Origin of the sequence: Rickettsia aeschlimannii, from assembly GCF_047973405.1 — a bacterium.
In the GTDB taxonomy this organism is placed as follows: Bacteria; Pseudomonadota; Alphaproteobacteria; order Rickettsiales; family Rickettsiaceae; genus Rickettsia; species Rickettsia rickettsii.
In genome coordinates this window covers 200756-223476 of the sequence record NZ_JBFQGO010000001.1, presented here as the reverse complement: position 1 = coordinate 223476, position 22721 = coordinate 200756, and the positions used below count along the sequence as shown (strand labels likewise).

The following is a 22721-nucleotide window of genomic DNA, read 5'->3' as shown; positions in this document are numbered from 1 at the left end:
CTATCTAATTAAGTTGGTGATTGATTTATTAAGGGGTTTATGAAGAAGCAACATATAATGAACGAGACTTTTTTAGATGCCATTCTAGCTAAGAAATTAGGTACTATTTATACTCCTCCAAAAGAAATCAACGATCCTGACTTTGATGAAGCAGCAAAGCATTTCATCGATCTATTACTTAGAGCCGACCGCTTTAAGCCTGTTAAAACTGCAGTAGTCCATCCGATCGATAAGGAATCATTACTCGGTGCAGTTAGAGCGGCACAATTTAATGTAATAAAACCGGTCTTGATTGGTTCGCAACGTAAAATTAAATCAGTAGCAAAAGTTAATAATGTCGATCTTGAGGATTATCAAGTAATTAATGTTGAGCATAGCCACGAAGCAGCAAAAAAAAAGCCGTAGAGCTTGCGAAGAAAAGAGAAGTTGCAGCTATTATGAAAGGGCGCTTCATACTGATGAGCTTATGTCTGCGGTAGTTCATAAGGAGAATGGACTACGTACCGAACGTCGTATAAGCCATGCTTTCTTAATGGCAGTTGCTACCTTTCCAAAACCGTTCATTATTACTGATGCTGCTATTAATAATATTCGTCCTACTCTAGAAGATAAAGCGTGATATAGTGCAGAATGCTATTGATTTAATGCATATGATCAAAGAAGACAAGCAGGTTAGAGTTGCGGTATTATCGGCAGTTGAGACGGTAACTTCTGCAATCCCTACAACCCTTGATGCTGTTGCTTTATCGAAAATGGCAGATAGAGGGCAAATTACGAATGCTATAGTTGACGGACCGCTTGCGTTTGATAATGCTATCTCTTTATTTGCTGCAGAAGCAAAAGGCATTAGTTCTTCAGTTTCATGAAATGCCGATATATTAGTAGTACCTGATCTTGAATCAGGCAATATGCTTGCAAAGCAGCTAAAATATTGGGGTCAAGCGGTTATGGCGGGTATCGTTTTTGGAGTCCGTGTACCTATTATTTTAACAAGTAGAGCCGATCGTATGGATATGCGTGTTATTTCTTGTGTACTTGCTTCATTTATTTATAATCACACTAAGGCGAAGCTACATATCCAAGCAGGTAAATAATGAAAAATGTTATTTTAATAGCTAATGCCGGCTCATCTAGTTTAAAAATTTCTATTTTTGAAATTCAGAATAAAAAAGTTAAGGATAAAATTTATAATATTTTTTTAGAAAAAATGATAATAAAATATTATTTCATATAAATAAAAAACAGGCATCTGCTACCGACATTAAAGATGATGCTATTGAAATGATGATTGATCTTTTTGAGGATTGGTGGAAAAAACAAGAAAATCTCAAGTTAATTGCAACCGGTCCCCGTATTGTCCATGGCGGGGAAATTTTTAATAAACCGGTTATTGTTAATGAAAAAGTTAGTGAAAATTTAAGAGCATTAATACCTCTAAGCCCCTTGCATCAACCTTATAATTTGCAGGTACTGGATTTATTTCTTCAAAAATATAAAGAAATCTCACATATAGCTTGTTTTGATACGTCGTTTCATTTTACCAATCCTCCTATTACAAAAGCTTTCGGTTTACCGAAAAAATATTATGATAAAGGGATAATTCGTTACGGTTTTCATCGGTTATCATATAAATATGTTAGCAGCCATTTTAAAGAAATGACAAAGGAAGATTTACCTACAAAGACTATTATAGCTTATTTAGGAAGTGGTAGTAGTCTATGTGCTATTAAAAACGGTCTTAGTCTAACAAATTCCATGGGTTTTAGCATACTTGACGGTGTTATGATGGGTACAAGGACAGGTAACCTTGATCCTGGAGTAGTGTTATATCTTATCGATCATGAGCAAATGACTACAAAAGAAGTAACCGTTACTATATAAGAGAAATCAGGATTACTTGGTATGTCCGGTGAGAGCTCCGATATGAGTACTTTGCTTGCCAATAACTCACCTGATGCTAAATTTGCTATAGATTTATTTATGTATCGCATTGTACTTGAAATAGGTAAGCTAACTGCTGCACTTGAGGGAGTTGATTGTCTAATTTTTACTGCCGATGTTGGACAAAATTCTGCTGTAATACGAGAAATGATTACTGAAAAACTTTTATGGCTAGGCATTAAATAGATGATGCAAAAAACCAAAAAAATGAGCATCTAATAAGCGCTGAAAGCAGTAAGGTTAAAGTTTTCGCTGTGCCGACAAACGAAGAGTTAATCATCGCTGAGGAAGTGATAAAGTTTTTATAACACAAATTGGTTAATTTTTAATTACTTATACCTCTATTTTTCTTTATTAACTTTTTTTGAAATAAAATATATGCAACTATAGGTATATTTTTAACTTAAATTTTGGGGGAAGTTATGCCGGAAGATTTTGATTAAAAAGAAAGCAGAAAAACAAATAAAGGATATTAAAAATAATAAGATAAATCCATATAATGATGCAATGAAGAAAGATTCTAGAGTGGGGGTTATGCAGAGGCAAGTTATAGCTAAAAACGCAGCAGCAGGTTATAAGACAGCATTAAAAATAGAGCAGCAAGCAAAAGAAGCAGGTATTAGTTTAGATAAAGATACTATGAGACGCTTAGAGAAAATAACAAGTCGTTATATAGAAGCTGCTAAGAAAGCAGAATTTTAAAAATTTCAAAGTGATCAAGCTCATAAAACGCGTCAACAAAAAGCTGAAGCATTTAGGAGACAACAGCTGCTGCTAAAAAACAAAGAAAAGAAGATTATAGGACAGGTGGGTGGGGTAAATAATTAAATTATAATTTTATTGCGTTAATTGGTACTGTCTACTATTTTAAACGTATGTCTGTACTTCATGCCACAATCTTAACCGTTTTTCCTGAAATGTTTCCTGGGACTCTAGGACATTCTTTAGCAGGACAAGCACTAAATAAAAATATTTGGTCATATGACGTTATTAATATTCGAGATTTCGGTTTAACTAAGCATAAAAATATTGATGATGAGGCTTATGGTGGTGGTAACGGGCTTATAATGCGTCCTGATGTTCTAGGCAGTAGCATAGATCATGCTCTTGCTTTAAATCCTAATGCTGAAATGTACTATCCTTCACCTCGCGGTAGAGTCTTTACCCAAAGCTTTGCTAAAGAGATGTTGAAAAATAAAAACTTCATATTCTTATGTGGACGTTACGAAGGGATTGACGAACGTGTAATTGAAGAGTATAATGTTAAAGAAATTAGTGTAGGTGACTACATTTTATCCGGCGGAGAAATACCTACCCTCACCATTCTCGATTGCTTAATTAGACTACTGCCAGGTGTTTTAATGAACCAAAATACCTTATCTTCTGAGTCTTTTGAAGAAGACGGGGAATTTAAGGGCGGGCTTGAATGCGGACTATATACAAGACCTGAAATTTGGCGTGATCGAGCTGTACCGAGTGTTTTGTTATCCGGTAACCACAGGCTAATTAATGAATGGAAAAAAAAGCAATCATATATGATTACTAAATTACGCCGTCCGGAGTTACTTAAAGATTTATAGAGTTAAGGAGTTAAAAAATGAATATTATTGACCGCTTTGAACAGGAAAATATTTCAAAGCGTACTGCAAATAAAAAAATTCCTGAGTTTGAAGCCGGCGATACAGTTAAGGTAACTGTTAAAATTATTGATAGATCGATTGAGAAAGACGGTAAGGAAAAATTAACGGAAAGATTTCAAGCTTATGAAGGTGTAGTTATCGCAAAAAGAAATCGCGGTATTACTTCATCTTTCTTAGTACGTAAAATTAGCCACGGTGAAGGAGTTGAAAGACGCTTTATGACTTACTCGCCGATAGTACACTCTATTGATGTAGTAAAATACGGAGTAGTTCGTCGTGCTAAACTTTATTATTTAAGAAATAGAAGTGGTAAGTCGGCTAGAATTAAAGAGAGACATATCCCTATTGCTAAAACTAAGGCAGCAAAAGCTTAAATATATTTGTATCTCTTATGTCATTACTGCGAAAGAGTCCGTTGCTATGTGAATACTAAATACGTCATTGCGAGCAGCCGTAGGCTGCGTGGCAATCTCATGAAATAATAACAAACTCCTGAGATTACTTCATCAATTACTTCGTAATTTCCTCGCAATGACGTATGCCTCAAATCCCTAAAGTATCTCTATAAAGCTCAAGCATGGTGTCCTGCTCGGCAAGTTTATCTTTATCCAATTTCTTTAGTTTCAATATAGATTTCATAGCTTTAACATCAAATCCATGTGAAGAAGCATCTTGGAAGATATCTTTTACTTCTTGAGATAAATCAGCTTTTTCTTGTTCTAATCTTTCTATTTTGCTTATATATTGCTCTAATTGTTCTTTTACTATTACTTCTGACATAAAAAATCATTTAACCTTTTTGAATTTACTATATAATACAAATATAATCCTTATTCAACAAGATATATAATAATGCAAATTTATCCTTTAAGACTTTTACCTAATAAAATCGATTTTGATTTTATGAATTTTAAAAAAGTTAGCTACACTTTCTCAATTATTTTATCACTCATTAGCTTTATTTGGATCGGTATATATAAATTTAATTTCGGTATTGATTTTGTTGGCGGTATAGTTATTGAAGTAAGGCTTGATCAAGCTCCTGATTTGCCAAAAATGCGTGTGGTTCTAGGCAAGCTTGGAATAGGTGAGGTGGTCTTACAGAATTTCGGTAGTGAGCGTGATTTATCGATTAGATTCGGTAGTAGTAGCGAAGAAAATCTCATGAAAAATATTGAGTTAATTAAAGCATCTTTGCAAAGTAATTTTCCGTATAAGTTTGAATATCGTAAGGTAGATTTTGTCGGTCCGCAAATCGGTAGGCAGCTAATAGAAGCGGGGGCTATGGCGATGCTATTCTCTTTCTTAGCAATTATGGTTTATATTTGGGTGCGTTTTGAGTGGTATTTCGGTCTTGGTATACTTATCGCCTTAGTGCATGACGTAATACTCGCTCTTGGGTTTATGAGTATGACAAAGCTTGATTTTAACTTAAGTACTATTGCTGCAGTGTTAACTATTATAGGTTATTCCGTTAATGATTCGGTAGTAATATATGATAGGATTAGAGAAAATTTACGTAAATATCATAAAAAAAATATCACGGAAATTATAAATTTAAGTATTAATGAGACTTTATCAAGAACTATTTTAACTGTCATTACCACGCTACTTGCCAATTTAGCTCTTATTCTTTTTGGTGGTGAGGCAATCCGTAGTTTTAGCGTACTTGTATTTTTTGGGATAATAGCCGGTACTTATTCCTCAATTTTTATCTCTGCTCCAATACTTACAATGTTTGTTAATAGGAAGTTTAATAAAAAAGTAATAGAAAGGTAAAGAATCGTCATTGCAAGCAGGCATTGTTGCGTGGACGGGCCGTAGGCTGCGGTGACAATCTCAGGATTTTGGCACAAGATTGCTTCGTCAAAATTTTCAATTTTTCCTCGCAATGACGTTTTTAAGCCATAACGAGAATAGTTTATGCTAAAAGAAGAAGACAAAATTTTTACTAACCTGTATGGGCAGCAAAGCCATGATTTGAAATCTAGCAAGAAGCGAGGCGATTGGGATAATACTAAAGCTTTGCTTGATAAAGGTAGAGATTTCATCGTTGAAGAGGTTAAGAAATCAGGGCTTAGAGGGCGAGGAGGTGCTGGATTTTCTACCGGTATGAAATGGTCATTTATGCCTAAAAATTCAGAGAAGCCTTGCTATTTAGTAGTAAATGCCGACGAGTCTGAGCCTGGCACTTGTAAGGATCGTGATATATTAAGGTTTGAGCCGCACAAATTAATAGAAGGTTGCTTGGTTGCAAGCTTTGCTATAGGAGCGAATAATTGTTATATCTATATTAGAGGTGAGTTTTATAATGAAACCTCTAATATTCAGCGTGCCTTAGATGAAGCATATAAAGAAGGGTTAATAGGAAAGAATGCTTGCGATTCGGGCTTTGATTGTAATATTTATTTACATCGTGGGGCGGGTGCTTATATTTGTGGCGAAGAAACGGCATTGCTTGAAAGCTTAGAGGGCAAAAAAGGTATGCCTCGTTTAAAACCGCCTTTTCCTGCCGGCTTTGGGTTATATGGCTGCCCGACTACTATAAATAATGTTGAGTCTATCGCAGTAGTGCCAACCATTTTAAGACGAGGAGCTAGCTGGTTTGCCGGTATAGGTAAACCTAACAATACGGGAACTAAGATTTTCTGCATATCAGGGCATGTTAACAAGCCTTGTAATGTTGAAGAAGCAATGGGAATTTCGTTGAAAGAATTGATTGAGAAATATGCGGGCGGTGTTCGTGGTGGATGGGATAATCTTAAAGCCATAATCCCGGGCGGTTCTTCCGTGCCTTTACTTCCTAAGTCATTATGTGAAGTGGATATGGATTTTGATAGTTTAAGAACTGCAGGTTCCGGACTTGGTACAGGCGGTATTATAGTTATGGATAAATCTACCGATATTATTTATGCAATAGCAAGGCTTAGTAAATTTTACATGCATGAATCTTGCGGGCAATGTACTCCTTGTCGTGAGGGTACGGGCTGGATTTGGCGAGTTATGATGCGGCTAGTTAAAGGTAATGCCAAAAAATCTGAGATAGACGAACTCCTTAACGTTACGAAAGAAATAGAGGGGCATACTATCTGTGCTTTAGGTGATGCGGCAGCTTGGCCGATTCAAGGGCTGATACGTCATTTTAGAAGCGAGATTGAGGCGAGGATAAAGAGTTATAGCGTGGTTTGACTTTATCGTCATTGCGAGGAGATATTACCCACGTGGATACTACTAAGCCGTCATTGCGAGCGACTGTAAGGAGAAAGGGGCGTGGCAATCTCATGAAATAATAACAAACTCCTGAGATTACTTCGTCAATTACTTTGTAATTTTCTCGCAATGATGATTCCAATTTATAAATAATTAAGAGATTATGCAAACAGATAATACAAAATCAAACACTAATAAAACAGCTAAGCAAGAGTGGGGGTCTTTTGCTTTTGTAATATGTATCGCTTTACTTATTAGAATACTTATTATGGAGCCGTTTACCGTTCCGACCGGGTCTATGAAAGCAACCATACTTGAGAATGACTATATATTTTCTACGAAATATAGTTATGGTTATAGTAATTATTCTTTATCTTTTTTTGATTTTATTCCTCTTTTTAAAGGGCGAATATTTGCTCGTGAACCGGAGCGTGGCGATATTGTAGTTTTTCGTCCGCCTCACGATATGAGTGTTAGATATATAAAGCGTTTAATAGGGCTACCCGGCGATAAAATTCAATTGATTGATGACGTAATATATATTAACGACAAAAAAATAGAACGCACGGAAGTTGGAACTTATATAAGCGAAGAGGGGATAAAATATTTAAAGTTTAAAGAAACACTGCCAAACGGTAGAACATATTTTTCTTATAAGCTTGCTCCTATTTATGGCGTTATATATAATGATAGATACGGTAATACGGATGTTTTTTATGTACCTGAAGGGAAATATTTCTTTTTAGGGGATAATAGAGATCAGTCAAATGATAGTAGAGTAAATCTTGGATTTGTACCGTTTGAAAATTTTATTGCTAAAGCACAATTTATTTGGTTCTCAACAAAAATAACTTGGTGGGATAATGATATAGGAGTTATTAATCTAGTACTAAAGTTAAAGCCATGGATTGAATCTGTTAGGTTAAATCGAATTTTCAGAAATCTTTATAACACAGATGCGTAATGGAACCATTTGAGAAGTTAGAAAAGCTACTTAGCTATAGTTTTAAAAATAAAGAGCTTTTAATAGAGGCGTTGAGTCACCCGTCTTTAAGGCAACATCACGAGTACAAGGATGATAAAGATTATGAACGATTAGAATTTCTAGGTGATGCCGTATTAAATTTAGTAATCACAGAAATTTTATTTAGAAATTTTGCAAATTATAATGAGGGGAATTTAGCTAAAATTAGATCATATTTGGTTTGCAAAGAAACAATATGCATGGTTGGAGCTAAACTTACTTTAAAAAATTATATAATTATGACTCATGGTGAAGAAGTAGCAGGTGGGCGTGATAATCTTAATAATATAGAAAATGCCATGGAAGCTTTAATTGCAGCTATATATCTTGATAGCAATATTGAAACAACCCATGATATTATCGAGAAGTTATGGGCAGAATTTATAAAAGTTCAGAATTTAACGGATTATGACCCAAAAACTGCTTTACAAGAATGGGCTCAAGCTAGTGACCATCACCTACCTATATATCGTCTGATAAAAAGAGAAGGAGCCTCCCATTCATCGACTTTTACGGTTCTTGTAAAAGTAAAAGATTATGAACAAACAGGCACTGGTCACGCAATAAAAGAAGCAGAGAAAAACGCAGCACGAAGCTTATTGCATAGACTTAAAAATGACTAATAGACATCTTGCCAAACCAGCTTATAGAGAGGAATTTAAAGGAGACACGGAAGCACTTGCCGCCGTAGCGTACACACTAGTACGCGAGGATGTGAGTACTGGATCGACGTCTAAATTACCTCTAGAAGTGAAGTTTGGGAAGATGTCTAATCAGAAAACGGTATCGGTTTGTATAATCGGGCGACCTAATAGCGGAAAATCAACTTTATTAAACAGAATAATCGGTGAGAAGCTTTCAATCGTTACCCCAAAAGTTCAAACTACTAGGTCAATTATTACCGGTATTATTACCTTAAAAGATACGCAGGTAATTTTATACGATACGCCTGGTATATTTGAACCGAAAGGGAGCTTAGAGAAAGCAATGGTAAGATGTGCGTGGTCTAGTTTGCATAGTGCGGATTTAGTTCTGTTAATTATTGATAGTCTAAAGTCGTTTGATGATATAACGCATAATATTTTAGATAAGCTTCGCTCACTTAATATTGTTCCGATATTTTTATTGAACAAAATAGACATCGAATCAAAATATCTAAATGAAATTAAAGCTTTTTTAACAGAAAATCATCCTGATAGCTTGCTTTTTCCTATATCTGCTTTATCATGCAAAAATATTGATGGATTACTTGAATATATAACAAGTAAGGCTAAAATTTCTCCTTGGCTTTATGCGGAAGACGACATAACGGATTTACCTATGCGTTTTATTGCAGCAGAAATTACAAGAGAGCAGTTATTTTTAAATTTGCAGAAAGAACTCCCTTATAAATTAACCGTACAAACCGAAAAATGGGAAGAGCTTAAAGACAAATCCGTAAAGATTAATCAAGTTATAGTAGTTTCAAGAGAGAGCTATAAAACTATAATACTCGGTAAAAACGGCTCTAAAATCAAAGAAATAGGAGCAAAATCCCGAATGCGAATGGAGAGGTTTTTTGGATTTCCTGTTCATTTATTTTTATTCGTTAAGGTGCGTGAGTTGTGGGAGAATAATCAAGAATTTTATCAATATATGAAGATATAAAGCTGTCACCCTGTGGCTTGACAGGCTTTGTTGGATGGTTTTCGATGTCATCCCCGCTTTCGCGGGAATGACATAAAAGCCATATAATAATGCCAATAAAAATAACATTAAATAATCATGATAATACTTGGCATTGATCCGGCACTTGGGAGTCTTGGATGGGCAGTAGTGGCAAAGGAGACCGCACAGTTGAAATATTTAGCTAGTGGTATTATTAAAACAAATAGTAAGGATGAAATTCATCATAGACTTGCTTTTATTAACAGTACATTAGAAAAAGTAATATTAGAATATCAACCAAATATGGTAGCGATTGAAGAAACATTTGTTAATATTAATAGTGTAACTTCTTTAAAGCTTGGATATGCTAGAGGGGCGATAATGTCGCTGGTCGGTAGATATAATTTGGACATGCGAGAGTTTAAGCCAAATACGGTAAAAAAAACCATAACGGGATATGGGCATGCAGAGAAAGACCAAATTTTGCATATGATAAAGCTTTTGCTGCCTGGCACTTCCTTAATTACCAATTCCGATGAAGCTGACGCGGTAGCGATTGCCTATACCTGCTTAGTTACAAAAAATTATTAAAATGAATCCAATAATAATATTAGTTGCCCCGCAAATGGGTGCGAATATCGGTGCTACTGCAAGAGCAATGAAGAATTTTGGCTTAAATGAGCTTAGAATCGTAGCTCCAAGAGACGGCTGGCCTAACGAGCAAGCAGGTAGTAATGCAGTCGGAGCGGTTAATATTATAGATCATGCAAAAATTTTTGATAGCCTAGAGGACAGCATTAAAGACCTCGAATATTTATATGCTACTACTTGCATTAAAAGGGCTATGAATAAAGATTATGTATTTTCACAAAATTTACCTTTAGATTACCCAAATTCTGAAAAAGTCGGGATAATGTTCGGGCGGGAAAATAATGGGCTTAGCAACGAAGAAATCGCATTTGCTAATAAGATTATTACTATTAATACAACCGAATTTCGCTCATTAAACATTGCTCAAGCGGTTATTATTATATGCTATGAGTTGTTTCGTAATTCTACGCCCAGAGAGGATGTACATAACATTCAAAAATTAGCTACTAAAGAAGAAATAGAGCATTTTTTAGTAAATTTATTCGGCAAACTCGATAAAGCCCGATTCTTCAAGGCTCCCGACAAAAAACCTGCTATACAACAAAATATCACTAATATATTTACACGTATAAATAGTCTCTCTTCCACTGAAGTCCAAACTCTGCAAGGTATTATTAAATCTTTAAATCAATGATATTTATATTTAGTAATTTCTTAAGTTCAGGAACATAATTTCTTATTCGGTTATATATTTCGTTGGCAAGCTTTTTATTGTAAGTATGCGATCAGTAAGCGTATAAATCCATAAACTCTCATCATTTATAATACCGGCAACAAAAGCTTCCTTTATCACTTCTTTAGGATAGTAAAGAACTGTGCCTTTTTGAGAAAAATATTCTTTTAAAAACTTCCAAGCGAGTTCAAAAGTAAATTCAAATCTTTGTATAGTGGCATCAATATAAGCCCTATCTTCTGTTGTCGGTTTTAAATAAATATCTTCAAGCGTCATAAAAGCTTTACGAAATTTAAGTTTAAGGTTTATTTTTGACATATATAATTTTTTTCTCTTTTAATATATTTTTATAAAGTTCAGAGCTTATTTTAGTACTTTCAAACCTTACACAATCTATTTTTAAAAGCGTGTTGGCATCCTCTATAATAGACATAACTTCTAGCCATTCTTGATCTGTAATATTAGGGCAAATAATTGCAATATCAATATCGGAACGCTCATCGTTATTCCCTCTAGCATGAGAGCCAAAAAGCCATATTTCGTTGACAAACGGTAAAGATTTTAGCTTATTAATGAACATATATGATTGTATATCTTTATCCATATAATTACCAGCTTTTGATTAAAGATTTAATAATTTCAGCTACTCTTTCTGCTTCATTTAAGGGTTTGTAGCTATATTCTTCTAGAGCAATAGCCGACTTATCAAAAATTCTTGCTATCTTCTGTTCTACTAACTGCTTTATAAAAATCTTATGCTTTGAAGAATTAAAGTTTGGTGGGCAGAATATATAAAGAGGCTTGCCGCTTGAAGCTGCTTCACTGCACATTGAGATTGAGTCGGCCGTAGAGATTATATATTTTGCCTTGGAGAGCATAGCTATATAAGGATTATAGCCTGTGTCTTCGTTCGGGTCATAAATAATTATGGAAGATGGCATATTATTTTTAATAATTGATTTTATAGTGTGTGGTGTACGTCTACTAAAACTAATGAAAAAAGGTATTTTTTGATTAGTATATATTTTATTTAATAATGAAGCAAATAAAACTGCTTCATCTTCATGGAAATTAAATTTTTTATTATTCCCACCGATTATCACTGCAATAAACTGTTTAAGATTAGAATAATGTTTTTGGAGTTCCAAGTTCGCCGTGGCGAACTTTTCGGTTACGTTGTTGATAGCTCCGTTGATGGGGATGATGTTTTTAAAGTCCTCATTGCAAGGAAATACGAAGTATTGACGAAGCAATCTAGTAAAAAAGTCCTGAGATTGCTTCAGCCACTTTGTGGCTTCGCAATGACGTTGGTCATGATAAGGCAGAATAACGGCATCAAATGCATTGTAAGGAAGATTAGGCTGCATTATTTGTATTAACTTGATATTTTTAAATTTCTTTTTTAAATAAAATGCTAGTACTGCCGTTCTTCTTCCAGCGGTAATTATCATATCAGGCGGGGACTTATCCAAAAGATACTGCAATAGCTTACTTTTTATATGAATAGGATAATATTTTAGTAAAAAGTTCGGTAGCTTAGCTAAGCAATTATATTCAAGCTTAATTGTTGTATATTCTTCCGTTAATTTTTCAGCAAGTGCAATAGCCTGATGGGTGTTGCCTGTTCTATCATCTGCCAATACGTGTATTTTCATTGTAAATACTTCTCTAAAGGCAATGTTAATAAGTTTGTTAGAGGTAGTGATTTATCGCAAGCCTCGGCTATTTGCGGTGTGATCGGAATTTGAGCGATTAGTGGTATATTATATTTTTGCGATAAATGTCCGCCGCTATTATTTTTAAGCATATAGCTCATATTTTCAATTATTCCCAAAATAGGTAAATTTAGTTTTTGATATAAATCTATAGAACGTATTACGTCTATTTCTGATATTTTTTGTGGTGTAGTTACGATTATTACGTCGTCTAAATGATAATTTTCTAGTATACTTAAATGAATATCACCTGTTCCCGGCGGCATATCGATAATTAAATAATCTAAATTATCCCATTTTGTTAACGATAATAATTGATAAATAGTCTTACTCGCCATAGGACCACGCCAAATAATTGCCGAGTGGTCTTTAACGAAGAAGCCTATAGACATAATTTTGATGCTTTGAGCAAGTACCGGTATTATTCGCCCATCTTTCGTTTCCGGTACTTCGTTAATGCCGAATATATGCGGAATTGACGGACCATAAATATCCGCATCTACTATCCCGACTCGGTAATTTTCTAGACTTAACTGCTGAGCAATAAGAGCCGATATTGTAGATTTTCCGACTCCGCCTTTACCTGACGCTACTAAGATAATTTTTTTTACATTTTCTACAAAATGTTTTGGTTTTTGAACTTTTTTCTCCATCGGTTTACTTTCGGTAAAAACAATTGTTATTTTATTTACTTCCGAAATCTCGTTAAGTTTATTAATTGCCTTAAGTCTAATTTCTTCGGCTTCTAACTTGTTTTTACCTGATATATCTATTGAGAAACCGATATTATTACCTTTAATTATAATATCCGATATAACTTCATTTAAAAAAGTACCGTCTTTAAAGGTAATATGCTGAATTTTATCTATAATTTGTCGTTGGTGTAAATTCGCCATAATTAAATTTCCTTTTTAAAGCTGTTGAAGCTCATAACTTGACGTTATATACTATAGTATATATAATTATCTCATCTTTAAAATAATATAAAACAACAAAGCAAATGCTTAATAAAAAATATATCTCAATTTTAAAAAAATCCCCATGGAAAGATTTTGATTCTGATAAAGAAGATAACATATTCACAAGACCGCGTAAAAATCAATTTAATTTTGATCAATTTCAATTCCCGTTTAATTTCAATGCTAAAACAATAATTTTAGCTGTTGTCGCAGTGGTTGCTTTATGGCTCGCTTCGGGTATTTATGAAATAAAAGAAGGCGAAGAAGCAGCAGTAATAAGATTTGGGCGTTTTGTGCGTAAGGGCTACCCCGGGCTTAATTATCATTTACCGGCGCCTTTTGAAAAGATAATAGTTGAGAAAGTTAAACAATCACGCCGGATTGAGATTGGTTATCGTACAAATAGCTCTCTGCGTAGCGGTGGCGATAATACTAAAAATATTGCCGGTGAAAGTATAATGCTCACCGGTGATGAAAATATCGTTGCTTTAAATTGTGACGTAATGTGGCATATTAATAATCTTGAAGATTTTATTTTTAACTTACAAAGACCTGAAGAAACAGTAAAAGCAACAGTCGAGAGTGCCGTTAGGGAAGTTATAGGTAATACTCCTATTTCTTGGGTATTATCTGATCAAAAGCAGGAGATTACTTATAAAATAGAGAAATTAGCACAGAAGATATTGGATAGTTATAATGCCGGCGTTATGATTGAGAAAGTACAATTATTAAAAGCCGAGCCGCCTGCCGAAGTAATAGACGCTTATAGAGACGTGCAAACTTCAAAAGCAGATAAAGAAAAAGAAATAAATCAAGCTCAAGCCTATAATAATAAGATTTTGCCGGAAGCTAGAGGAGCGGCTGCAAAGATTATACAAGAAGCAGAAGGTTATAGAGAAGAAGTTATATCGAAAGCAGAAGGTGATAGCCAAAGATTTAATGCTATTTATAAACAATATGCTACAGGTAGGCAAGTAACTAGAGATAGATTATATTTAGAAGTAGTCGAAGAGATATTAGGTGGTTCAAATAAAACGATTATTAATAATGCACTACTGCCGCACATGGCTATTAAACCATAGGTGGGCGATGTCATTCCCGCGAAAGCGGGAATGACATCGAGCGTGTTTTTCACGCTATACACGAATGACACTAAACAACAAGGAATATTAAATGCAACAAAAGATTTATTATATAATTTTTACAATTGTTTTTGGGCTGATACTGATTTCTAGCTCCTTATTTTCAGTTGACCAACGCCAATCTGCAGTAGTATTCCAGTTTGGTGAGGCAGTTAGAACTATAGAAAATCCAGGACTGAATATTAAAATCCCGTTTATTCAAAATGTTGAGTTTTTTGATAAGCGTCTTTTAGATGTTGAGGTTGAGGCAAAAGAATTAACGGCTGCTGATGGTAAACGAGTTATTGTTGACGCCTACGCCAAATTCCAAATTAATAATCCCGTAATGTTTTATAAAACGGTACATGATTATCAAGGTGTGAAAATTAGGCTGACTCGTAATCTTGAATCGTCAATGCGTAAGGTGATAGGTAAAATCTCGCTAAGTAGCCTTTTAAGTCAGGAACGTAGTAACGTAATGTTAAATATCTTAAGTCAAGTAGATGGTGAAGCTAAAAGCTTCGGTATTGATGTTGTAGATGTTAGAATTTTAAGAGCAGACTTACCAAAAGAAAATAGTGCGGCTATTTATCGTCGTATGCAAACGGCACGTGAAAAAGAAGCAACCCAAATTAGAGCGGAAGGACAAGAAGAAAGCGTGCGTATTCGTTCAAAAGCAGATAAAGAAAGTAAAATAATACTTGCTAAAGCTTATCGAGATGCACAAATTATTAAAGGTAACGGCGATGAGAAAGCGGCAACAATATATAATTCTGCTTATTCAGTCGACCCGGAATTTTATAAATTTTATAGATCACTTTTAGTATATAAAAATTCTTTAAAGAAAGAGAATACTAATTTTGTAATTTCACCGGATGCTGAAGTTTTAAAATATCTAAATCTAACTAAGTAGTATACTAGTCTATCTACTTTTTATTTACTTGGAGTATATGGTTAATCTGAAAATAGTTCTTGTTATAATAGTTTTGATATCAAGTAACGTTGTTCTAGCACAAGAAAATAGTAAGTCTTTAAAAGTAGCAGATCAAGAAGAGAATGAATTTACGGAAATAAATTCTGCTCCTTTAAAAGTCGGTGAAGCCGCCCGTTATAGCTTTGCCGATATAGTTGAACCGTTAATTCCTGCAGTCGTTAATATTTCAACAATAGAATATGTTAATAGTAAATCGGAAAATGCCGAGAAAGATCCTCTGCAAGAAAAAGTTAATGATTTTTTAGAAAAGCTTAATATACCGCTGAATTTGGAAGAGGTCGATCAAACTCCGAAAAGTGTTCCGCTTGGTTCAGGATTTATTATTGAACCTAACGGCTTAATAGTGACAAACTATCATGTAATTGCAAATGTTGATAAAATTAATATAAAACTTGCAGATAATACCGAATTATCGGCTAAATTAATAGGTAATGATACTAAAACAGATTTAGCTCTCTTAAAAATAGATAGCGAGGAACCTCTACCTTTTGTTGAGTTTGGAGATTCAAATGATGCAAGAGTAGGAGATTGGGTTATTGCGATCGGTAATCCGTTCGGTAATCTAGGCGGTACGGTGACAAGCGGTATTATTTCTTCTAAAGGGCGGGATATCGATATAGATACGGACAATATAGTCGATAATTTTATTCAAACGGATGCTGCAATTAATAACGGTAATTCCGGTGGTCCTATGTTTAATTTGGATCAGAAAGTAATCGGCGTAAATACGGCAATTTTTTCACCGCTCGGTACTAATATAGGTATCGGTTTTGCAATACCGTCAAATACTGCAAAGCCTATAATCGAACGTCTTAAGAAAGATGGAAAAGTAAGTAGAGGACGCCTTGGAGTAACAATACAAGATTTAACCGAGGAAATTTCTGAAGGGCTAGGACTTAAAGATACTAGGGGGGTGTTAGTGGCTAAAGTACAAGAAGACGGTCCAGGTGATAAAGCAGGAATTAAAACAGGTGATATAATAATGGAATTTGCAGATATACCGGTTAAAAATACTAAAAAATTACGTGTAATTATTGCAGATGCTCCTATTGATCAGGAAGTAAAAGTAAAAATACTTCGCGATAAAAAGGAGCTTGAATTACCTATTAAAATTACTTCGGATAATGAAGAAGTTACCAAAGATTCTACAGAAAAGACCAATAAGAAAGACATAACAAATAAAGAAGAAAATAATTTATCTATTACTAAAAATAATATTACTTTTGGTAATTTGACTGAAGAACTAAGACAAAAATATACTATTCCTCAAGATAAAATAGGAATAGTTATAACCAATATTGATGAAGGAGAAAGTAGCTTCAAAATTGGTGATCTAATAACCAATATTAATCAGGAAAGCATAGACGATATAAGTAAGCTAGAAGAATTATATGAAAATGCTAAAAAATCAGATAAGCAAAATATTTTGCTCCTGATTGAAAGGGGTAGTAGTAATATGTTCGTACCATTGCAGGTTATGTAAGATATAGTTTTCTATGTCATTCCCGCGAAGGCGGAAATGACATAGAATGTAAAAATAATACCTAAATAATTTATGAATGAAAAAATAGCAATTTTAAGTGCATATAGTTTTGTTAATATAAAAGAACCGGCGAATTTGATACCGAAACTTTTGCTTATCGGTAAAAGAAAATATGTTAGAGGTACTATTTTATTAGCTAATGAAGGCTTTAACGGTTCTTTTTCAGGTTCATATGAAAATGTAAATCTTGTACTTGAAGAATTGATAAAGCTGACCGGTCCCAAAGATGTTAACGTTAAAATAAATTATAGTGATGTTCATCCTTTTCAGAAATTGAAAGTCAGACTTAAGAAAGAGATCGTAGCAATGAACGTTGATGATTTAAATGTTGATTTGTTTAAAGGCGAATATATAGAGCCGAAAGATTGGGATGAATTTATCACAAAACAAGATGTTATAGTAATAGATACTCGAAATGATTATGAAATAGAGGTCGGTACATTTAAATCAGCAATTAATCCTAATACCAAAACATTTAAACAATTTCCTGCTTGGGTTCAGCAGAATCAAGAATTGCTCAAAGGTAAGAAAATTGCTATGGTTTGTACAGGTGGTATCAGGTGTGAAAAATCCACCAGCTTACTTAAAAGCATAGGTTATGATGAGGTATATCATTTAAAGGGTGGAATACTGCAATATCTAGAAGATACACAAAACAAGAACAATTTATGGCAAGGTGAATGTTTTGTCTTCGATGATAGGAGAGCAGTGACAGATGATTTATCGCCCGTAGAAAGATATTGGTTGCAGAGATAGACGTCGTTGACCGATTGAAACGTGTAGTATGTCATTCCCGCAAAAGCGGAAAAGAGAGCTTTTAATTTTAAAAATTCAGTATATGTGTATTTTTTAATTACTGGATTCCTGCTTTCGCGGGAATGACATAACCCTTTTTTATTTATTAGAAATATATGACTAAAACCAAACAAGAAATTTATAATAAGCGTCCAACTTCGCCGCATTTAACTATATATAAGCCGCAAATAAGTTCTGCATTATCAATTTTGCATCGTATGACCGGTGTAGCTTTGTTTTTTGTGGTGTCAATCTTGGTGTGGTGGTTGATTCTTAGTAAATATGACAATAATTATTTACAGCTTGCTGAATGCTGTATTATAAAAATATGCTTAGTAGCTGTTAGCTACGCTTGGTTTTATCATTTATGTAACGGCATTCGGCATTTATTTTGGGATATCGGGTACGGTTTTTCTATAAAATTGGTTAATATCACCAGTTGGTGTGTAGTGGTAGGATCTGTATTATTAACGGTATTGTTATGGGTGTAGTAATTAAAAACGTCATTGCGAGGAGATGCGTAGCATCGACGTGGCAATCTCAGAAATAATAACAAATACTGAGATTTCTTCGTCAATTGCTATGCAATTTCCTCGCAATGACGAAAAGCTAAAACAAATAATAGAGAAAATTAATGGTATATGATTTTAAAGCAGAAATTGTAAAAGCAAAAAATAGCGGTTCTGCTAAAAGCGGTTCTCATCATTGGTTATTGCAAAGAGTAACGGGGATTATATTAGCTTTATGTTCTGTGTGGCTAATATATTTTACGTTAACCAACAAAAATAATGATATAAATATTATTATGTGGGAGCTTAAAAAGCCTTTTAATGTAGTAGCTTTGTTAATTATGGTGGTTATTTCGTTGTATCATGCGATGCTTGGTATGCGTGTAGTAATTGAGGATTATATAAGTTGTCACAAATTACGTAATACATTGATTATAATAGTGCAATTATTTTGCATTGTGACTATTGTAGCTTTTGTAGTAGCAATGTTTTATAAAGGATAAAAATTGTCACCCCGCGGCTTGACCGCGGTATCCAGAAAACAATTTATAGCATTATTGTGTATTGAATTACTGGACTCCATGGTCAAGCCATGGGGTAACAGAGGTCACGTATCAAAATAGTAAAAAATTAATTTAATGACCAAAGCGTATAATATCATTCATCATAAATTTGACGTAGTAGTTGTAGGTGCAGGTGGAGCAGGTCTTCGTTCTGCATTCGGTATGGCTAAAGAAGGGCTAAATACCGCTTGTATAACTAAGCTGTTCCCAACCCGTAGTCATACTGTGGCTGCTCAGGGCGGAATTAGTGCGGCTCTTGGGAATATGGGCGAAGATGATTGGCGTTGGCATATGTATGATACGGTAAAAGGTTCTGATTGGTTAGGCGATCAGGATGCCATTGAGTATATGTGCAAAAACGCTCCCGATGCGATTTTAGAGCTAGAGCATTACGGCGTACCTTTCTCAAGAACTGAAGAGGGAAAAATTTATCAGCGTCCTTTTGGAGGAATGACAACAGAGTACGGCAAAGGAAAAGCAGCTCAGCGTACATGTGCTGCGGCAGATCGTACGGGGCATGCCATACTTCATACTTTATATCAACAGTCACTAAAACATAAAGTACAGTTTTTCGTTGAGTATTTTGCTATTGATTTATTGATGGAAGATGGTGAATGTAGAGGCGTAGTTGCGTGGAATTTAGATGACGGTAGTCTGTATTGTTTTAGGGCTCATAATGTAGTGCTTGCAACGGGCGGATACGGGCGTGCTTATTTTTCGGCGACGTCTGCTCATACTTGTACTGGTGATGGGGGCGGTATGGCGATTAGAGCCGGTCTTCCACTGCAAGATATGGAATTTGTACAGTTCCATCCGACAGGTATATATTCGGCGGGCTGTCTTATTACCGAGGGGGCAAGAGGCGAAGGGGGATATCTCGTTAATGCAAACGGTGAGCGTTTTATGGAGCGTTATGCTCCTGCTGCAAAGGATTTAGCTTCAAGAGATGTAGTTTCAAGAGCAATGACTATAGAAATCAGAGAGGGGCGAGGAGTCGGCGAGCATAAAGATCATGTATTTTTACATTTAAATCATTTATTGCCTGAAATTTTACATAGTCGTTTGCCCGGTATCTCTGAGACGGCTAAAATTTTTGCCGGTGTTGACGTGACTAAAGAGCCGATACCGGTACTTCCTACGGTACATTATAATATGGGCGGGATACCGACGAATTATCACGGTCAAGTCATAATCAAAGACGGTAAAAATCATAATAGCGTAGTAAAAGGGCTTATGGCAATCGGTGAAGCTGCTTGCGTATCGGTACACGGTGCTAACCGATTAGGATCAAATTCTTTGCTTGATTTAGTAGTATTTGGTAGAAGTTCTGCATTAAAAGCAGCCGAGCTTATTAAGCCTGCGAGTCCCCACAAGTCTATAAAAGAAGAAAGCCTTGAAAAAATTATAAATAGATTTGATAAAGTCCGTCACGCTAATGGTAATATTTTAGTTGCAGAGTTAAGGCTTAAAATGCAAAGAACTATGCAAAGCCATGCTTCGGTATTTAGAACTCAAGAGGTGCTAGATGAAGGAGCAGGAATGATTAGCGAAATAAGAAGCGGTTATAAAGATATAAAAATTAACGATAAATCTTTAATTTGGAATAGCGATTTAGTAGAAGCCTTAGAGCTAGATAATCTACTTGATCAAGCTTTAGTAACAGTATATTCGGCAGCTGCAAGAAAAGAAAGCAGAGGAGCTCATGCACGTGAAGATTATCCTGATCGTAATGATGGGGATTGGATGAAGCATACTCTTAGCTCTATCGATGAAGCAGGTAAAGTAGTTCTTGATTATAAACCTGTGACTTTAACTACTTTAACCGATGAAGTAACAGCAGTCCCGCCGGCGAAGAGAGTGTACTGATTAATGTTCTTATGTCATTCCTGCGAAAGCAGGAATCTAGAAACCTTTAGTGTCATCCCGCGATTAAATCGCGGGATCCAAAAATGCTTATTTTTTAGATATCGCGGTCAAGCCGCGGTATGACAAGAAAAAAAATATATAAAATATGTTTGAGTATTTAATAAAATTCTATCCAAAAATCTTTTTTATTGTAGAGGGAACTTTGGTAACTTTAAAATATAGTGTTATTGCCGTTATATTTGGTTTAGTAATAGGAATGCTGCTCGCTATTTGTAAGGTACATAAAAATCGTGCTTTAAGGCTTTTTGCAAATTTCTATACTTCTATTTTCAGAGGAACGCCTTTATTAATTCAATTAAGTATTATTTATTTTGCTTCACCTTATATCATAGGCGTTAAATTTAGTGTGTTTATGGCGGGAGCTATTTCTTTTTCTCTTAATTCGGGAGCATATGTTTCCGAAGTAATCAGGGCAGGGATTAATACAGTTGATAAAGGCCAGTTTGAAGCGGCTGAAGCTCTTGCTATTCCAAAGTTTTTAATAACGAAAGATATAATTCTACCGCAAGCAGTTAAAAATATTTTTCCGTCATTAGTAAATGAGCTTATAAATTTGATTAAAGAATCAGCCATTATTTCTATGCTTGGAGAAATGGATTTAATGCGTAGAGCACAAATTGTATCAATTGAAACATATAATTATTTTTTTCCAATGCTTATTGCTGCGTGCTGTTACTATATTTTAGTGATGTTAATCAGTTTTATAGCAAAAATAATTGAGAAAAAAATGATTGTTAATTAAAACATACTTGCTTTTATGGAAAAAGTAATTATAGTTTAAATTTAGTGTAATTTACAAATTATTATAATTTGTATTTAGAAATGATTGAAAATAAAGGGTGGAAATATTTTCTACCCTTTAATTATCGTATATATAAGTTTTTTTGGAGTATTTTTTTTAATGCCGACATATAATCAATTAGTACGTTTTGGGAGAAAGTCAAAAACTCGTAAGACCAAATCTCCTGCCTTAGAATCTAATCCTTTTAAAAGCGGTGTTTGCCTAGTTGTAAAAACCGTTACCCCTAAAAAGCCTAACTCTGCACTGCGTAAGATTGCAACAGTGCGTTTAAGTAATAAAAGAACCGTAAATGCATATATTCCTGGTGAAAAGCATAGTGTAAAGGAACATGATAGGGTGTTAGTAAGAGGCGGTCAGGTTCCTGATCTTCCGGGGGTGAAATATCATATCGTACTCGGTGCTTATGATATTGCCGGAGTTAAAGGACGTAAGCAAGGTCGGTCACGTTACGGTGCTCCTAGTAAACAAGTTGCAGTTACAAAAAAATAAATTATTAGTTGAGAGAAAAAATAAAATGTCACGTCGTCATGCCGCGGAAAAGCGAGTAATTTTACCTGATATGAAATATAACAGTATTTTACTGTCAAGATTTATCAATAATATTATGAAAGAAGGGAAGAAAGCCCTTGCAGAGAAAATTGTTTATTCAGCCTTTAATAAAATTGAAAAGAAGCATAGAGTTGATCCGTATCAAACCTTTAATAATGCTATGCATAACGTGAAGCCGCATTTAGAAGTAACTTCGGTTAGGGTTGGAGGAGCTAATTATCAAGTTCCGACGCATGTTGATGAAAGAAGAGGATATGCCCTTGCTAGCCGTTGGATTATTAATGCTGCGTCAAAACGTTCTGAAAAAATGATGATTGATAAACTTGCCGAAGAGCTGTTTGAAGCTTCTAATAATAGAGGTGTTGCCATTAAGAAGAAAGAAGATACTCATAAAATGGCCGAAGCTAATAAAGCTTTCTCTCATTTTAGCCCTAAAAAAATGAAATAAGGTAGGGTATA

General features: G+C 34.7%; 25 protein-coding genes and 2 pseudogenes. 22 read left to right on the top strand and 5 right to left on the bottom strand.

Annotated features, from left to right (window positions below; all coding sequences use genetic code 11):
• Positions 1-39: 39 nt before the first annotated feature.
• From AB4K15_RS01235 to rplS, 5 genes and pseudogenes are all read left to right on the top strand, one after another.
• Positions 40-1094 (top strand): annotated as a pseudogene (locus AB4K15_RS01235) (phosphate acetyltransferase).
• Positions 1094-2249: pseudogene (locus tag AB4K15_RS01230) on the top strand (acetate/propionate family kinase). The pseudogenes AB4K15_RS01235 and AB4K15_RS01230 overlap by 1 nt, the downstream one beginning before the upstream one ends.
• Positions 2250-2376: 127 nt before the next feature.
• The gene (locus AB4K15_RS01225; protein ID WP_048751033.1) at positions 2377-2643 is read left to right on the top strand and encodes a hypothetical protein; all 267 of its coding nucleotides are present in this window, start codon (positions 2377-2379) and stop codon (positions 2641-2643) included.
• A 173-nt stretch (positions 2644-2816) separates the two neighbouring features.
• Positions 2817-3521, top strand: a complete 705-nt coding sequence (gene trmD / locus AB4K15_RS01220; RefSeq protein WP_500225220.1) for a tRNA (guanosine(37)-N1)-methyltransferase TrmD — start codon at positions 2817-2819, stop codon at positions 3519-3521.
• Positions 3522-3538: 17 nt separating this feature from the next.
• Positions 3539-3955 carry a 50S ribosomal protein L19 gene (gene rplS / locus AB4K15_RS01215; RefSeq protein WP_032073833.1) on the top strand — a complete coding sequence of 139 codons (417 nt, stop codon included), beginning with the start codon at positions 3539-3541 and terminating at the stop codon, positions 3953-3955.
• Between the two features lie 169 nt (positions 3956-4124).
• On the opposite strand, the gene AB4K15_RS01210 is transcribed toward rplS, so the two are convergent.
• Complete coding sequence (locus AB4K15_RS01210) at positions 4125-4361, bottom strand: DUF2312 domain-containing protein (protein WP_032073834.1); 237 nt, start codon at positions 4359-4361, stop codon at positions 4125-4127.
• A 72-nt stretch (positions 4362-4433) separates the two neighbouring features.
• On the opposite strand from AB4K15_RS01210, the gene secF reads away from it, so the two are divergent.
• The 7 genes from secF (at position 4434) to AB4K15_RS01175 (ending at position 10747) form a co-directional block, all read left to right on the top strand.
• Positions 4434-5360 (top strand): protein translocase subunit SecF, encoded by a 927-nt coding sequence (secF, locus tag AB4K15_RS01205; protein WP_032073835.1) that lies wholly within the window; start codon positions 4434-4436, stop codon positions 5358-5360.
• A 144-nt stretch (positions 5361-5504) separates the two neighbouring features.
• On the top strand, positions 5505-6770 hold the full coding sequence (nuoF, locus tag AB4K15_RS01200; protein WP_032073836.1) for an NADH-quinone oxidoreductase subunit NuoF: 1266 nt from the start codon (positions 5505-5507) through the stop codon (positions 6768-6770).
• A gap of 184 nt (positions 6771-6954) precedes the next feature.
• A complete protein-coding gene (gene lepB / locus AB4K15_RS01195; protein ID WP_032073837.1) occupies positions 6955-7755 on the top strand; it encodes a signal peptidase I in 801 nt (266 codons plus the stop codon).
• Entirely contained in the window at positions 7755-8438 is a 684-nt protein-coding gene (gene rnc / locus AB4K15_RS01190; RefSeq protein WP_032073838.1) for a ribonuclease III, read from the top strand. The genes lepB and rnc overlap by 1 nt, the downstream gene beginning before the upstream one ends.
• Positions 8431-9462: a GTPase Era gene (era, locus tag AB4K15_RS01185; RefSeq protein WP_500225223.1), complete on the top strand. Its 1032-nt coding sequence runs from the start codon at positions 8431-8433 to the stop codon at positions 9460-9462. Before rnc ends, era begins: the two co-directional genes overlap by 8 nt.
• Positions 9463-9579: 117 nt before the next feature.
• Positions 9580-10053, top strand: a complete 474-nt coding sequence (gene ruvC / locus AB4K15_RS01180; RefSeq protein WP_032073840.1) for a crossover junction endodeoxyribonuclease RuvC — start codon at positions 9580-9582, stop codon at positions 10051-10053.
• Position 10054: 1 nt separating this feature from the next.
• Positions 10055-10747, top strand: a complete 693-nt coding sequence (locus AB4K15_RS01175) for an RNA methyltransferase (protein WP_500225227.1) — start codon at positions 10055-10057, stop codon at positions 10745-10747.
• A gap of 42 nt (positions 10748-10789) precedes the next feature.
• Here AB4K15_RS01175 and AB4K15_RS01170 read toward each other — a convergent pair whose 3' ends face one another.
• The 4 genes from AB4K15_RS01170 to AB4K15_RS01155 are packed head-to-tail and all read right to left on the bottom strand — an operon-like array spanning position 10790 to position 13397.
• Complete coding sequence (locus AB4K15_RS01170; protein ID WP_500225230.1) at positions 10790-11104, bottom strand: HI0074 family nucleotidyltransferase substrate-binding subunit; 315 nt, start codon at positions 11102-11104, stop codon at positions 10790-10792.
• Complete coding sequence (locus tag AB4K15_RS01165) at positions 11085-11390, bottom strand: nucleotidyltransferase domain-containing protein (RefSeq protein WP_500225232.1); 306 nt, start codon at positions 11388-11390, stop codon at positions 11085-11087. Before AB4K15_RS01165 ends, AB4K15_RS01170 begins: the two co-directional genes overlap by 20 nt.
• Before the next feature lie 4 nt (positions 11391-11394).
• Entirely contained in the window at positions 11395-12441 is a 1047-nt protein-coding gene (locus AB4K15_RS01160) for a mitochondrial fission ELM1 family protein (protein WP_032073843.1), read from the bottom strand.
• Positions 12438-13397, bottom strand: a complete 960-nt coding sequence (locus AB4K15_RS01155; protein ID WP_032073844.1) for an Mrp/NBP35 family ATP-binding protein — start codon at positions 13395-13397, stop codon at positions 12438-12440. Before AB4K15_RS01155 ends, AB4K15_RS01160 begins: the two co-directional genes overlap by 4 nt.
• A 104-nt stretch (positions 13398-13501) precedes the next feature.
• Between AB4K15_RS01155 and hflK the strand changes: the two genes are divergently transcribed.
• The 10 genes from hflK to rpsG all read left to right on the top strand — a co-directional run bounded on the left by hflK (position 13502) and on the right by rpsG (position 22710).
• Entirely contained in the window at positions 13502-14542 is a 1041-nt protein-coding gene (hflK, locus tag AB4K15_RS01150; RefSeq protein ID WP_500225235.1) for an FtsH protease activity modulator HflK, read from the top strand.
• Positions 14543-14633: 91 nt separating this feature from the next.
• On the top strand, positions 14634-15494 hold the full coding sequence (gene hflC, locus AB4K15_RS01145; protein WP_032073846.1) for a protease modulator HflC: 861 nt from the start codon (positions 14634-14636) through the stop codon (positions 15492-15494).
• Between the two features lie 37 nt (positions 15495-15531).
• A complete protein-coding gene (locus tag AB4K15_RS01140) occupies positions 15532-17058 on the top strand; it encodes a Do family serine endopeptidase (RefSeq protein WP_032073847.1) in 1527 nt (508 codons plus the stop codon).
• A 72-nt stretch (positions 17059-17130) separates the two neighbouring features.
• Complete coding sequence (trhO, locus tag AB4K15_RS01135; protein WP_032073848.1) at positions 17131-17874, top strand: oxygen-dependent tRNA uridine(34) hydroxylase TrhO; 744 nt, start codon at positions 17131-17133, stop codon at positions 17872-17874.
• Between the two features lie 155 nt (positions 17875-18029).
• Positions 18030-18404 carry a succinate dehydrogenase, cytochrome b556 subunit gene (sdhC, locus tag AB4K15_RS01130; protein WP_032073849.1) on the top strand — a complete coding sequence of 125 codons (375 nt, stop codon included), beginning with the start codon at positions 18030-18032 and terminating at the stop codon, positions 18402-18404.
• A gap of 143 nt (positions 18405-18547) precedes the next feature.
• Positions 18548-18925, top strand: a complete 378-nt coding sequence (gene sdhD, locus AB4K15_RS01125) for a succinate dehydrogenase, hydrophobic membrane anchor protein (protein ID WP_032073873.1) — start codon at positions 18548-18550, stop codon at positions 18923-18925.
• A gap of 135 nt (positions 18926-19060) precedes the next feature.
• Positions 19061-20851, top strand: coding sequence for a succinate dehydrogenase flavoprotein subunit (gene sdhA, locus AB4K15_RS01120; protein WP_500225241.1), 1791 nt, complete (start codon positions 19061-19063; stop codon positions 20849-20851).
• A 145-nt stretch (positions 20852-20996) separates the two neighbouring features.
• Positions 20997-21653 carry an amino acid ABC transporter permease gene (locus AB4K15_RS01115; protein WP_500225242.1) on the top strand — a complete coding sequence of 219 codons (657 nt, stop codon included), beginning with the start codon at positions 20997-20999 and terminating at the stop codon, positions 21651-21653.
• 159 nt (positions 21654-21812) lie between these two features.
• Positions 21813-22202 carry a 30S ribosomal protein S12 gene (gene rpsL, locus AB4K15_RS01110; RefSeq protein WP_012148283.1) on the top strand — a complete coding sequence of 130 codons (390 nt, stop codon included), beginning with the start codon at positions 21813-21815 and terminating at the stop codon, positions 22200-22202.
• A 25-nt stretch (positions 22203-22227) separates the two neighbouring features.
• On the top strand, positions 22228-22710 hold the full coding sequence (gene rpsG / locus AB4K15_RS01105; RefSeq protein WP_004996646.1) for a 30S ribosomal protein S7: 483 nt from the start codon (positions 22228-22230) through the stop codon (positions 22708-22710).
• The last annotated feature ends 11 nt before the right edge of the window (positions 22711-22721 follow it).

Bases quoted from the DNA above. Each gene is read 5' to 3' on its own strand.
- trmD (WP_500225220.1), top strand. From the start codon at position 2,817: ATGTCTGTACTTCATGCCACAATCTTAACCGTTTTTCCTGAAATGTTT.
- rplS (WP_032073833.1), top strand. From the start codon at position 3,539: ATGAATATTATTGACCGCTTTGAACAGGAAAATATTTCAAAGCGTACT.
- AB4K15_RS01210 (WP_032073834.1), bottom strand. From the start codon at position 4,361: ATGTCAGAAGTAATAGTAAAAGAACAATTAGAGCAATATATAAGCAAA.
- secF (WP_032073835.1), top strand. From the start codon at position 4,434: ATGCAAATTTATCCTTTAAGACTTTTACCTAATAAAATCGATTTTGAT.
- nuoF (WP_032073836.1), top strand. From the start codon at position 5,505: ATGCTAAAAGAAGAAGACAAAATTTTTACTAACCTGTATGGGCAGCAA.
- lepB (WP_032073837.1), top strand. From the start codon at position 6,955: ATGCAAACAGATAATACAAAATCAAACACTAATAAAACAGCTAAGCAA.
- rnc (WP_032073838.1), top strand. From the start codon at position 7,755: ATGGAACCATTTGAGAAGTTAGAAAAGCTACTTAGCTATAGTTTTAAA.
- era (WP_500225223.1), top strand. From the start codon at position 8,431: ATGACTAATAGACATCTTGCCAAACCAGCTTATAGAGAGGAATTTAAA.
- ruvC (WP_032073840.1), top strand. From the start codon at position 9,580: ATGATAATACTTGGCATTGATCCGGCACTTGGGAGTCTTGGATGGGCA.
- AB4K15_RS01175 (WP_500225227.1), top strand. From the start codon at position 10,055: ATGAATCCAATAATAATATTAGTTGCCCCGCAAATGGGTGCGAATATC.
- AB4K15_RS01170 (WP_500225230.1), bottom strand. From the start codon at position 11,104: ATGTCAAAAATAAACCTTAAACTTAAATTTCGTAAAGCTTTTATGACG.
- AB4K15_RS01165 (WP_500225232.1), bottom strand. From the start codon at position 11,390: ATGGATAAAGATATACAATCATATATGTTCATTAATAAGCTAAAATCT.
- AB4K15_RS01160 (WP_032073843.1), bottom strand. From the start codon at position 12,441: ATGAAAATACACGTATTGGCAGATGATAGAACAGGCAACACCCATCAG.
- AB4K15_RS01155 (WP_032073844.1), bottom strand. From the start codon at position 13,397: ATGGCGAATTTACACCAACGACAAATTATAGATAAAATTCAGCATATT.
- hflK (WP_500225235.1), top strand. From the start codon at position 13,502: ATGCTTAATAAAAAATATATCTCAATTTTAAAAAAATCCCCATGGAAA.
- hflC (WP_032073846.1), top strand. From the start codon at position 14,634: ATGCAACAAAAGATTTATTATATAATTTTTACAATTGTTTTTGGGCTG.
- AB4K15_RS01140 (WP_032073847.1), top strand. From the start codon at position 15,532: ATGGTTAATCTGAAAATAGTTCTTGTTATAATAGTTTTGATATCAAGT.
- trhO (WP_032073848.1), top strand. From the start codon at position 17,131: ATGAATGAAAAAATAGCAATTTTAAGTGCATATAGTTTTGTTAATATA.
- sdhC (WP_032073849.1), top strand. From the start codon at position 18,030: ATGACTAAAACCAAACAAGAAATTTATAATAAGCGTCCAACTTCGCCG.
- sdhD (WP_032073873.1), top strand. From the start codon at position 18,548: ATGGTATATGATTTTAAAGCAGAAATTGTAAAAGCAAAAAATAGCGGT.
- sdhA (WP_500225241.1), top strand. From the start codon at position 19,061: ATGACCAAAGCGTATAATATCATTCATCATAAATTTGACGTAGTAGTT.
- AB4K15_RS01115 (WP_500225242.1), top strand. From the start codon at position 20,997: ATGTTTGAGTATTTAATAAAATTCTATCCAAAAATCTTTTTTATTGTA.
- rpsL (WP_012148283.1), top strand. From the start codon at position 21,813: ATGCCGACATATAATCAATTAGTACGTTTTGGGAGAAAGTCAAAAACT.
- rpsG (WP_004996646.1), top strand. From the start codon at position 22,228: ATGTCACGTCGTCATGCCGCGGAAAAGCGAGTAATTTTACCTGATATG.